7 protein-coding genes and 1 pseudogene are annotated in these 12,480 nt (G+C 52.8%); 6 read left to right on the top strand and 2 right to left on the bottom strand.

All coding sequences use genetic code 11. From position 1 onward, the window contains the following. From QJQ48_RS26940 to QJQ48_RS26930, 3 genes are all read left to right on the top strand, one after another. Window positions 1–5,391, top strand: a 5,391-nt coding sequence (locus QJQ48_RS26940; protein ID WP_346294320.1) for a strawberry notch C-terminal domain-containing protein, incomplete at its 5' end; no start/stop codon positions are given. A 6-nt stretch (window positions 5,392–5,397) separates the two neighbouring features. Beyond that, window positions 5,398–5,673, top strand: a complete 276-nt coding sequence (locus QJQ48_RS26935; protein ID WP_346294319.1) for a hypothetical protein — start codon at window positions 5,398–5,400, stop codon at window positions 5,671–5,673. Between the two features lie 595 nt (window positions 5,674–6,268). Then, window positions 6,269–6,646 carry an AbrB family transcriptional regulator gene (locus tag QJQ48_RS26930; protein WP_346294318.1) on the top strand — a complete coding sequence of 126 codons (378 nt, stop codon included), beginning with the start codon at window positions 6,269–6,271 and terminating at the stop codon, window positions 6,644–6,646. A 36-nt stretch (window positions 6,647–6,682) separates the two neighbouring features. Here the strand turns inward: QJQ48_RS26930 and QJQ48_RS26925 are convergent, their stop codons facing one another. Then, entirely contained in the window at window positions 6,683–7,762 is a 1,080-nt protein-coding gene (locus QJQ48_RS26925) for a PDDEXK nuclease domain-containing protein (protein WP_346294317.1), read from the bottom strand. A 158-nt stretch (window positions 7,763–7,920) separates the two neighbouring features. Between QJQ48_RS26925 and topA the strand changes: the two are divergent. From topA to QJQ48_RS26910, 3 genes and pseudogenes are all read left to right on the top strand, one after another. Beyond that, window positions 7,921–9,540: pseudogene (gene topA / locus QJQ48_RS26920) on the top strand (type I DNA topoisomerase); the annotation flags it as partial. Window positions 9,541–9,623: 83 nt separating this feature from the next. After that, window positions 9,624–11,240: an IS1634 family transposase gene (locus QJQ48_RS26915; RefSeq protein WP_346294321.1), complete on the top strand. Its 1,617-nt coding sequence runs from the start codon at window positions 9,624–9,626 to the stop codon at window positions 11,238–11,240. Window positions 11,241–11,452: 212 nt separating this feature from the next. After that, the gene (locus tag QJQ48_RS26910; RefSeq protein ID WP_346294316.1) at window positions 11,453–11,860 is read left to right on the top strand and encodes a hypothetical protein; all 408 of its coding nucleotides are present in this window, start codon (window positions 11,453–11,455) and stop codon (window positions 11,858–11,860) included. A gap of 71 nt (window positions 11,861–11,931) precedes the next feature. Here the strand turns inward: QJQ48_RS26910 and QJQ48_RS26905 are convergent. Beyond that, on the bottom strand, window positions 11,932–12,480 hold a 549-nt coding region (locus tag QJQ48_RS26905), incomplete at its 5' end, for an EAL domain-containing protein (protein ID WP_346294315.1).

Below are 12,480 nucleotides of genomic sequence, written 5' to 3'. Positions count from 1 at the left end.
ACAGATCGCACCCCTGTTTTCGTCACCCGTGATTCAGGTTTATACGCGGATATGATTCGTGACCTGGATGATATCGGTGTCAAGGACTTTAAGCCTTTTATCACTAATAGCAAAGAAACAGTCCCGCTACCTGATGGTCGCACGTTGAAGACATCGCCCAATAGCCATGCGGCTGAACTAGATCGCTTGATTCAGCAAGGGGGGCTGTCACCGGAGGATGAGTACGACGGTGTATTTACTACCTATTCACAAATGCAGACAGTGCAGGGCAAAAACACGCCGCGCCGTGAGTTTCTGGAGATGATAGCGCCGCAGTCAATCATCGTGATGGATGAGGCCCATGAAGCGGGCGGTAGTGCTCAGGGGCAGTGGAAAAAAGTGGGCCAGCCACCCAACCGGGCTGAGTTTGCCCGTGACCTGGTGGATAAGGCAGATGGTGTAACCTTCAGCTCTGCAACGGCTGTCAAGCGGCCTGACGTGATGGATCTCTACGGTCGCCGCTCTGGGATGCGCGATGCGCTCGGTTCAGTCGAAGCTTTGCAGGGGGCACTGGAAAAAGGCGGCATCCCCTTGCAGCAGGCATCAACCAACACCCTAGCTGAAGATGGCTTTTACATCAGACGAGAAAGGACTTATGAAGGGGTTGACTTCGGCATCAATACCGTAGAAGTGGACCGTGATTCGACTGACCGGCTGGGTCAGATTATGGGCAAGATTCTGGAGTTTGACCGCCACAAGCAAGATGCGCTGAAGGATTTGGACAAGTCTCTCAAGGCCGATGCCAAGAAGGTCGGTAAAGATAGCTCTATTGGCCAAGCCGGTGCATCGTCAGTCAATTTCACTGCGCTGATGCACAATGTCATTGACCAGAGCTTGCTAGCGCGAAAATCGGATCAGATGGCTGATGAAGCGATCGCCTCTCTAGAGCAAGGTGAAAAGCCGATTCTGACAGTCTCTAACACGATGGGCAGCTTCATCGAGAACTACGCCGATGAGAACGATATTGCTCCTGGGGATGAGTTTACGGCTGACTTCAGCGATATCCTGACGCGCTACCTGGAGCGCAGCCGGGATGTGCTGGAGAAAGACTATGACGGCACCACCACCCGCAGACCGCTCAGTGATGCCGAGCTGGGGCCGGATGCGGTCGCGGCCTTTGAAGCGGCTGAAGCGTTGATTGAAGAAACGGAATTAGATTTTCCGGTATCGCCCATCGACCACATCAAGCAGCGGGTAGAAGATGCGGGCTACAGCATGGGCGAGATTACGGGCCGCAAAGCGCGGCTTGAGTACGATAGTGACGGCAACGCCACGTACAGGCGGCGTAGTGGCCGCGAAACCAGTAAAGCAGGCAAGGTCAGAGCGACAGATCGCTTTAACAGTGGTAAGTCTGATGTGATTCTCCTAAACCGCTCTGGGGCCACGGGTATCTCACTCCATGCTTCTGAAAAATTTGCCGACCAACGCCGCCGCCACATGATTGTGGGCCAGGCAGAGCGCAACATCAATGACTTCATGCAGACGCTGGGCCGCGCTCATCGCACCGGGCAAGTCGCGCCGCCGCGCATCACGCTGCTAATGGGGGATACCCCAGATGAGAAGCGGCCAGCGGCCCTGCTAGAGAAGAAGATGGCTTCACTCAATGCCAACACGACCGCCGATAAGAATGCGGGTTTTGATACCTCGGAGATTCCCGACTTCTTCAACCGCTACGGCGATGCGGTCGCTGAGCAGATCCTCAGCGAGTATCCCGAAATCAATGAAAAGCTAGATTATCCGATCAAGGTTTCCTCAGAAGGTGCGGGTGACTTAGAGAGTGTTGAGGAGGGAGCGATCGCCAAGGTGACCGGCCGCTTACCGCTGCTGCCAATTGATGAGCAGGAATCCTTTTACAAGCTACTGGAGGAAGAATACAGCTCATTTGTGGAGCAGCAGAAAGCGCTAGGCAATAACCCACTGGAAGCCGAAGCAGTAGACCTCGATGCTCGCTCTTTGGCTCAGGCTGAAATTGTGCCGCCTAAGGATGGGCGTTCAGCCTTCAGTAAGGGCGTTCAGGTCGAAGTGATGGATGTCAAGTCTCAGAGCAGGCCGAAGACGCAGCTAGAGGTGATTAATGAGGTGCGCGGCAAACTAGACCTCGATCCGGTTGAGTCAGTTGAAGACCATGATTTTGAGGCCGTCGATGAGCGTTCTCAGGCGTTTTCCAGCAACCTGCTAGAACAAGCAGACAAAGCAGCAGAGCAGTATATGGAGCAGCAGCGGGCCAAGATTGGGCAACGCTACCAAGACCCGGAGAAGCGCCAAGCGGCCTTTGATAAAGAAACCAAGCGGGTTGAGAAACAGAAAACCCAGCTCACCCAGTTCAAGCGCTACCGCCTGGGCCAAACAGTCAGATTAGCCACCGATAACGGTCGCATTTTCTATGGAGCAGTAAGTGATATCAGCAAGCGGGGCCGCTCGCTAGCGGCGATGCTGGATGGTTCAGATGAGTCTCAAAACAGCTTTGGTGACTCGAATCCGGTGGCGGCTTCCAAGTGGCAGATGAGCGTTTCGATTGCCGATTCAAACCGGGAGGTGCCGATACCGCTCTCCAAGCTCAACAGCGACCGGATGGGGTCAGTTGATGTAACCGCTGTTGAAAAGACGATGACGGGCAAAGAGGTGATGCCCCAATTTGATGAGCGTCAGTCAGGCGATCGGGAAGTGAGGCAAGCGCTGACCGGCAACCTGCTGAGAGCCGCTGAGCAGTACGGCAACAAGGGCAGCATCATCAACGCCACTAAGTCAGGCGGTGAGATTGAGCCGATGCTGCTGTTGCCCAAGGGCTACGATATGGAGCGCGAGCTGTCTGAAACGCCAGTTGAGCTACCAGCGCCGCGCAACGTGCGTCAGTTCATGGAAATCACAAGTGGTGAGGGCATCGTCAAAACCGCTGACGAGCAGATGACGCTTAAACAGCAGGAGGGTGATTATGTGCTGCAAACAGGTAAGAAGCAGAAAGGCATCATCCTTGATGAAGGATTGATAGAGGCGATGGGTGATGAGTTCTATTCGATTAGCGACCGGATGGAAGCGAAGTTCTCAGCCGACCAGCTAGAGGATGTGGTCAGCTACATTCAGAACGGTCGTAATGAGCGTCTAGAAGCAGTTACGCATTTAGAGCAGGCACGAGAGCTAGTCGGTGAAAAGATTCCTGAGTTCACCTGGTCAGATTCAGTAGAGGATGTAGTTGAAAAGGCAGGTCTACCGCCATCTGTAGACCTAGCAAATTTAGATAATTTCCGCGATCGCCTAGAAGCGGCTTTTCAGGAGCCAGAGGAAATCAGCAGTGGGTCAGAGGTAGATGAACAAGTAGCAGAAGCCGCCCAGTCGCCAACAGAAGGTGAGGCAATAGCAGGCGATCGCCCAGCAGCAGAGTCTTCCCCAGTACCGGAGCCTGACGAAGTAGAGCCGGAACCAGAACCTATCAAAGCTGAACCAGCAGAGTCAGCCTCACCAGCCGTTGACGATACGGCAGGTTCGCAGCCAGAACCAGAGCAGCCCCAGACAGAAACTACAAAAACAGCGCCACAACAGCGTGACTCAGCCGTTCTTGAGGCCAAGGTTGAGCAGGTCAAGGAAGTTGTCAGTCAGGGCAAGGGGTTACACTTCCAGGTTGATCCAGAGTTCGATGCTGAAGCAGAGGGTTTATACACCAGCCTGACTGAGGGTGAGGCAGGCAGAAACAACTATGAGCTATTTCTGCCAGATGACATTCGCATCGAGGGCGATCGCGTACAGGTGCAAGTCGGCTATGACGTATCTGGAGAAGGCGATTCCCCCCAGGATGTGTGGGTGGATGTGCCAGATTTTGCCGAGCAAGCTGATAGAGCGCTGCAAGGGCAGGAGCCAGAACTTAGCGTCAGCGGTTACAGAGATGAACTGGAAGCATTGACAGAGAGCAGCCAGCAAGAGGATGCACAACATATTCGCTATCCGGACGAGCCAAAACCAGCAAAACCGGAACCCGAAGCAGCAGCGCCGCCAGAGTCAGAGGAAACTCCTCGTATTGGTGGGTGGAAGCAGCAGCGGGGTAAGGCTGAGAAACAGGTCGGTAAGTTTCTCGAAGAAGCTGGCCTTTCTAAGGCAGTGATGGCCGATGAAGAGTTTTATCTCAAGGTCGAGAACGAGCCATACATCGCGCTGAACATTGAGCGCCATGATGACCAGCTCATGCTGTATCACACGCTGACTGAGAACGGGGATGCTTTTATTGATTCAGAGATGGTCTTCAACCTGTCAGATGAGGGCAGCTTGAGCTTAGCTGAGACTGCTGTAGGCGGGCCTTTTGGTGAGACGCGAAACCGGGATCGCTCGTTTGCAGGCATCTTCGCTCAGAACATTAGGGAGCAGGGCTTTGCAGAAGCGGTTAGGGCCATGCAGCAGCCGGAGTCAGAGGTAGAAACCGTCCAGCCAGGAACCGAAGTGATAGCTGAGGTGGCTGCCTTGGAACCAGAGCTGGAGCAGCCAGCTCCAGAGGCAGAAGCCGTTGCTGCACCAGAACAGACTACTTCAGAGACTACGAGTCAAGAACTAACTGAGCCGGAGCCACAGCCGGGAGAGGCCAGTGAACTAGTTACTGAAGCTGAAGCCTTTGACTATCAGCAAACGCTGGCGCAACTGCGCTCCGATGCCCAAGCCCTGCCAGAGGCCCAGCGTGAAAACCTGATGAGCGCGATCGCCGCTGTTGAGCAGGAGATGAGTCAGCCAACCGGGGCTAAAGCTGAGTCACGCGAAGAAGAAGTTCCAGCCAGTGAGTTTGTCCAGGAAGCGATCGCCAGTGCTGATGAGCTGCTGGATGAGGAGATGGCTGAGCTGCTGGATGACTCGGAAGCAGTTACAGTCGAGGAACTGCGTGACTGGTATAAGTCAGCGAGAGCCTTGGGCCGCTCTCAAGAGGATTTAGAGCAGATTACGCAGCTCGGTAAAGCCGTCAAGACTGGAGAAGTGAGCGGCTTGAATCAGACAGCAGCCAAACAGATGCGAAGCGATCGCGCTGAATTTGACGCTCAAGCCGGTCTGGGCCAGGGTATTGCCGCCAACGCGCGGCGTTTTGTTCAGTCTGCTTTACAGGTGGGCTTAGCTCATCAAGACCGGGAGGGCACCCTTCAAGCTGATGGCAGAATCTATCAGGTCAAGCAGAAAGACAGCCTAATTAGCGTCACCAACAAACGAACCGGCGGTGGTGTGGTTGCTGATGGCAACGAAATTCTCAAGGTGTCAGATCTAACTGAAGGCGATCGCCGCCGCTGGATGAAGTTGGGGGCCAAGTCACCGCAAGAATTGAGGGGACAACCGCCTCAAGCGCCATCAAGAAACCGTGAACAAGACAAAGGTATGGAGCTGGGATAGTGATTGATGAACGATAAAACTTTTCTGCTGGCGTTAGTCGTGATTGCGGTAGTTTATGCAACATTACCGCTGCTTTTACCTGTAAGCGAAAATCATTCTTTTACTTTCGACTTAGGTGAGGTTGTCTGCATGGCAATTTCGTTAGCTTATCTATATGAAGCTGTTAATACTAAGCGCGGCATTAGGCCGCGTGAATTGAAAAGTATGTTTAGAAACCGCTGTATTATGTATGCTGCAGCTGGGATTGCTCTCAAGGTTTTAGGCAGCTTTAGTTTTGCCTAAGATTGAAAGCTTTCAATCCAGTTGATCACAACTCTGGAAATCCAAAAGGCGAAAGCGGCAGCTGATACAGTCAGAGCGATTGGCACTCTACTTCTGCGTCCTTGATAATAAGCATAGGCTGCATAGATAGCGAATCCAATAGCAATCAGTTTGACCAGTATCATGCTGTGGTTGAGGAATCTATATCTCTTTCAATAATTATAGTTAAAATTCCTATCATTTAAGAATAAACTTATTAGAGAAATCTAAGATGATGCGTGTACTATATTGATTCAGCTATTTGAGCTAAGCACAAGGCTATTGCTAGATAGATCAAAAAACAAAACATTTGTTATGGATAATGTTTTTGACCAGCAATTTCTAGATGCTATGCTAGTAATCTTTCTGTTTTATACGCGGGTGTTATAGCCTATGCCTCGTTATCAGAATCGGAGCCAAACAGCGTCTGAGCCAGCGTATCCTCAACCCCAATCTTATTCCAGGGAACTTGAGCGGCGTCTGCGGCAGTGTCAGGGTGATAGCCTAGCTGCCCTAAAGGACAAGGTAAGGCTAGAACAGTCGATGTATTTGAGTATCACCCGAAATTGGAGCGAGAATGACGAGGCAATCTAAACCGTTGACCGGCAAAGCGCTGCTACAGAAAGCGCAAGAACTTTCCCACCTTTCCAGACGAGAAATCGCTCAGGCTTGTGGCTACACCAGCCAGACCAAAAGCAATCGCGTGCGAGTGAGCTTGGAGTCTTTCTATGAGGCACTGCTGGTAGCCAAAGGGCTCAATCTAGGGCCGAAGTCAGATGGCCGAGGCCGAGAAGCAACGTACCGCCTGACGGTGCATCAGAACGGTCAGATTGTGATTGGTTCTGCCTACACGCAGGAACTGAAGCTGAAGCCGGGTGATGAGTTTGACCTGAAGCTAGGCTACAAACATATCCACCTCAGACAGGTTGAGGAAGCGGCTGCAAGTGAGGCATAGGTAAGCTATGAAGCTGCATATCTGTAAACAGAAGCGTTATTGAGAATTAGTACCAGGCTCAGTAGCTTTAGCCTCTATTTCTTGAATAGCGCTTTCCAGTTCCATTTCCAGTTGCTCAGGAGTCGGCAGACTTTTTTGGAGTGCTTCTGGCAAGTCATGCTGCAAGCGATAGGTGGAAACTCCAATTGGCTTTTGCACATCCTGCAGCGCAAATTCTACGGTTGTTTTGCGCTTTGAGCGACAAAGAATAATCCCAATTGTGCGGTTGTCTTCCGCAGACCGCAGGTAGTTGTCTACGGCTGAAACATAGAAGTTCATCTTGCCAGAGAACTCAGGCTCAAACTCGCCCATCTTAAGGTCGATCACGACATAACAGTGCAGCCGAGCGTGATAGAACAAAAGATCCAAGCGATATTCTTTGTCATCGACCACAATCGGATATTGGTTACCAATAAAGGCAAAGCCGACGCCCAGTTCTAATAGGAAATCACGAATATGCTCAACGAGCCCTCGCTCCAGTTCTCGCTCTTGCGCATCCCTTCCTAGCGTTAGAAAGTCAAAATTGTATGGGTCTTTGACGAGCTGGTGAGCCAGGTCAGATTGAGGTGGGGGGAGTGTGCGATCAAAGTTAGTAATGGCTCCTCCCTGCCGGCGATAAAGACCGCTCTCAATTTGCATTACCATCACGTTTCGGCTCCAGCCATTGGCAATGGTTTCACGGGCATACCAGAGTCTTTCTTCTCGCTGGTTAAGCTTATCGAGCAGTCCTAAATTGTGATACCAAGTAATTTGTCCAAGCAGCTCTTGGACAAATTTTTCATCGGGCCATGCATCGGCAAAAGCTCTCATGTACAGAAGGTTTGTGCGCGAGAAGCCCTTCATATCAGGAAATTCGCGCTTGAGGTCTTTGGCAAGGCGCGGAATCACCTTGCTACCCCAGCCTTGTTCTCGCTGACGTTGTAAGATTTCGCGCCCGATATGCCAATAAAGCAGCACAAGTTCCCGATTAACGGCAAGGGCTGCTTTGATCTGAGCCGAACGGATACGGTTTTTCAGACCATTGAGCAAGGCGAAGTAGTTATCTTCATCTGGTAATAGAGAGGGTTGGCGAGGCATGGGACGTGGCAATCGCTATCAGCAAACACTCAGCAAATCAGCATGGAGAAGTTGGAAAGCTGTCATTGCCTGATGATTGTACTCGATCTCAAGAATCCGTGATTCAAATGTACTATTGCAATAGGGTTGAGGTATGACACGCAGTCAGAGGTGACGCTATGAGCAATCTGTTGCTGATTGAAAGCCCCGGCAAGGTGAAAAAGCTAGGTCAAATTCTAGGGGCTGGCTGGGTAATCAAAGCTAGCATGGGGCACATCCGCGAGTTGGCCAACGATGGCGAGGATGCCCTGGGCTTTGACCTAGGCATGACGGCCATTGAGTGTCGCTATCAGCCCCGCGATGCCCGCTCGAAGAAAGTACTCTCTGAGCTGCGCCAGGCGGTCAAGCAAGCCGAGCGAGTTTACATCGCCACCGACCCCGACCGCGAAGGGGAAACGATTGGCTGGCACCTGCAGCAAGCCCTGCGGCTACGAAATCCACAGCGTGTGGTCTACAGCGAGATTACGCCTCAAGCGGTGCGAGCGGCGATCGCCCGTCCCCGCCGCTTAGATGAACACCTCATTGCCGCAGGCAGGGCGCGCGACTGCCTCGATAAGCTGGTGGGCTACAAAGGCAGCCGCCATGTGGTGTGGCCACTGAACAACGGCGCCAAGTCGATGGGCCGGGTGCAAAGTGCGACGCTGCACCTGCTGTGCGATCGCGAGCGAGCGATTCAGACATTTAAGCCGCAGGACTACTGGAGCATTTGGGTGAGCTACCAAGAAGGCTTCAAAGCGTTCTATCGCAGCCGCCCACAGCCACAGCAAAGATCTCAGAAATCTAATCAAGAGATAGCTGTCGCTAAGGGCAAAAGTGTAGCGCCAGAGTCAGAGCGGGTGACCTCAAAACAACAGGCCGATGAACTGGTGGCGATCGCCCGCAGTCAGCCGCATCAGGTTGTGCAGATTGCAGGCAAACAGGTGCAGCAGTCACCGCCGCCACCGTTTGTCACCTCGACCTTGCAGCAGGCGGCTGGGTCAAAGCTGCGCTTCAGCCCAGAGCAGACGATGAAGGTGGCGCAGTCGCTCTACGAGAAAGGCCACATCACCTACATGCGTACCGACTCCGTAGCACTCTCAGCCCCTTTCTGTGAATCAGTGCGGCAGTATCTGCAGCAGCATGACCCAGACAATTTGCCCTCCAAGCGCACCCGCCACCGGGCAGTCAAAGGCGCACAGGCAGCCCACGAAGCGATTCGTCCAACGGATGTCAGCCGCCTGCCAGAGGCTCTGCAGCGAGAACTCCCGGCAGCAGACGCTAGTCTCTACGAGCTGATTTGGTATCGAACCGTAGCCTCTCAGTGCGCTGCGGCTCGGCTGCGGAAAACGCGCGTGGTCACCCAGTCAGGTACAGCCTACTGGGAAGCTAGAGGTCAGGTGCTAGAGTTTGCGGGCTATACCCGCTACTGGAACAACCTGAGCGCCGACACGGTACTACCAGCGCTCACTCATGGTCAAACGCTCACACTGCAGCAAGCCCAAGCCGATGCCAAACAAACACAGCCGCCGCCGCGCTACAGCGAGCCGCAGCTGGTGAAGCTGATGGAGCAGAAAGGGATTGGTCGTCCCAGCACCTATGCGCCGACGATCAAAACGCTGAAGCAGCGGCAGTACATTGAGCCTACCAAAGGCAAGCTGACGTCGACTCCATTGGGCTTAGAACTAGATGCGGCGTTAGGCAGGCTGCTGCCAGACCTGATTCAGCCGGAGTTCACCGCGCAGATGGAGACGGCCTTAGATCCTACATTCCGCAGGTTGACAATGAATAAGAAAGGTGGTGTGCCGTAGAGTAGAAGCAGCCCTCAAGAGAATGGATGCATCGGTTGAAGATAGAGAATCTGGATCACCTAGGCTTGGTTGCCGGGATGGTTGACGAGTTGGGACTGGTGGAATTGACCAATGCACAGTTAGGCCAGCATCAGCTGGAGCGCATCAGCGCCGGACAAGTGGTCAAAGCACTGATACTGAACGGCTTGGGTTTCGTGAGTGCGCCTTTGTACCTGTTCAGCGAGTTCTTTGAGAGTAAGCCGGTTGAGCATTTGCTCGGCGAAGGCATACAGGCCAGTCACCTCAACGATGACCGTCTCGGACGTGTGCTCGACCAGTTATATGAAGAGGGCACCAGCAGTTTCTTTTTGCGTGTGGCGATGCAGGCGGTGGAGCGATTTGGCGTCGATGTTGGCCAGGTTCATCTAGACTCGAGTTCGTTTTCGTTGCGAGGCGAGTATGGGCGGGAGAGGGTTGAGTCGGGAGACTTAGATCAGGTGCCCATCGAGATCTGTCGAGGCTATTCAAGGGACCAACGCCCCGACCTGAAGCAGTTTGTAGTCAACCTGATGTGCAGCGCGGATGGTGGCGTGCCGCTGTGGCTGAAGGTGGCAGATGGCAACCAGAGTGACGCGCAGCAGTTTGCCGGGTTGATGCGCCAGTTTGCCAACAGTTGGCAGATGGACAGTGTGTTCGTTATCGACGCAGCCTTTTACAGTGAGCCGAACTTACAGCAGGTCGGCTCACTCAAATGGGTCTCACGGGTACCCCAAACCTTGAGCAATGCCCAAGCGCTCGTGCAAAGCGATACCAGCGAACTGACGCCAGTCGCTTGCACCCTCAAGGACTACCAGATGTGGGAGACAACCGCTGAGTATGGTGGAGTTCAGCAGCGCTGGATTCTGATTGAGAGTCTGACGCGCAAGGCTGACCAGTCGCTGTGGGAGCCCGAACTCAAGCAGCTAGAGAAACGCTTGCACCGCGACCTCAAGCAGCTGCAGCAACAGGTCTTTGCCTGTAAGCCCGATGCCCTCGAAGCCCTGATGCGCTTCCAAGACACCTTGGCGGGCCATCACCTCACTGAGGTCAGCGTTGAGACGCTTCGACCGAAACGGGCACCGGGTCAGCGAACTAAAGCAAAAGCTAAAGACACACCACCTGCCACCGGCTACCGCCTCAAAGCCAAGCTTGAGCGCCGGAGCACTGCCGAAGCCGCCTACCAGAACCAGCGCAGTCGGTTTATCCTGGCCACCAATCACCTCGATACCCAGCAGTGGCCTGCTGACAAACTATTGCAAGAGTACAAGGGCCAACAGAAGACTGAGCGCGGGTTTCGCTTTCTCAAAGACCCGTTGTTCTTCGCCAGCAGCCTGTTTGTCAAAAAAGCCCAAAGAGTCGAGGCTCTAGCCCTGGTGATGGCCCTGACTTTGATGGTCTACACTTTAGCTGAGCGTAAGCTTAGACAAACCCTGGCGGCACAACAGCAAACAATCCTCGACCAGAAAAAACAGCCTACTGTCAACCCTACCTTTCGGTGGGTCATTCAGAAGTTTCAGGGCATTCATTTTGTGCAGTTCGGACACCTCAAGCAGATTAGTAACCTGACTGATGAGCGGCGCACAATCATCCGATTCTTGGGGGCTCATGTTGAGCCCTACTATGCACCTACCTAATCTTTTGGCAACCTGCGGAATGTTGGTTAGATGCGATCGCCGCTGGTGAGCAGGAGTGGCAGTCCTATCTGATTGGCTGGCACCAGAGCTACTTTGCCCCAGCGATCGCGCGAGCACAGCAGCAACTGCGATCGCTAGAGCTACCAGCAAAGTCTCCGCCTGCGACTTTATCTCCAGCTCCGCCTCAGGCTTCTAAGCCGCAGGTGAGTCAGGTGAAGCCGAGTAACGCCAAACCCAGTAAGACTCAGTGCCCTACCTGCGGTCAGCTGATGGACAAGATCCCCTCTCGTTCCAAGAAGCTCAAAGCCAAGCACTTCCTCAAATGCTCTGGCTGCAGCACCGTGATGTTTTGGAACGGCAAGGCCAAACGCTACGAGCTGCCTTATGCGCAGCAGCAGGCCAACACACCGGAGAACTTTACGGACTCTCCCTGCCCGGTCTGCGGCGCTTTGCTAGAGCGCTATCGTTACCAGAAGCAGGGTCAGGCCAAAGTGATGCTGCGCTGTTCGCTGCTGGAAAACCGACGCGGCCAGTGCAAAGAGGTGGCTTTCTTTGAGAGTCGGGGTGAGTTTTGGTCACCGAAGTTTGGCACCTTGAAGTTACCAGAACCTCAGCTTTAAGCGCTACGGTACTAGGGAAGGTTTTGCAGAGGAGGAGGAACTGTCATGACGATGGCCACGGCTGACAATGGCTACGCTTTTCCAGGCAAGAAAGATTCTACCGCGCTAGCCATCAGAGGCTTTGAGAAAAAATATCCTTGTCCTAGCTCACAACCCAACGCAGTTAATTGCTGAAGCTGATCCTGAGTTTCAATGCCTTCAGCAACACAGCTAATATTAAGACTGTTTGCTAAAGCCATTATGGTTTTGACAATGGCTAAAGAGGATTTATCAGTAGTAATTTTTTTAATGAAAGTATAGTCAATTTTAAGAGCATCAATTGGTAGCTTGTGCAACACACTTAGAGAAGAATATCCCTGTCCAAAGTCATCCAAATGAAATTGAACACCAAATTGACGTAACTGCTGCATGGCCGTCACAATTGGAGATGAGTTTTTCATCAACATGCTTTCAGTTAGTTCAAATCTTAGGGATTGTGGGCTGATTCCAGTACTATCAAAAATTTGAACGATTTTATCGACCATATCTTCTCGTTCAAACTGTATATTTGATAGGTTAATGTTAGCCCTTAGATTGGGAAGATTGAAATGTATTTGCCAGGCTCGCAATTGATAACAGAC

Source organism: Sphaerothrix gracilis Ecp01 (assembly GCF_030405905.1).
Taxonomy (GTDB): domain Bacteria; phylum Cyanobacteriota; class Cyanobacteriia; order Phormidesmidales; family Phormidesmidaceae; genus Sphaerothrix; species Sphaerothrix gracilis.
Note: the sequence above shows the minus strand (reverse complement) of the source record. Positions and strands in the feature narration are given on the sequence as shown.

Bases quoted from the DNA above. Each gene is read 5' to 3' on its own strand.
- QJQ48_RS26930 (WP_346294318.1), top strand. From the start codon at position 6,269: ATGACGAGGCAATCTAAACCGTTGACCGGCAAAGCGCTGCTACAGAAA.
- QJQ48_RS26935 (WP_346294319.1), top strand. From the start codon at position 5,398: ATGAACGATAAAACTTTTCTGCTGGCGTTAGTCGTGATTGCGGTAGTT.
- QJQ48_RS26925 (WP_346294317.1), bottom strand. From the start codon at position 7,762: ATGCCTCGCCAACCCTCTCTATTACCAGATGAAGATAACTACTTCGCC.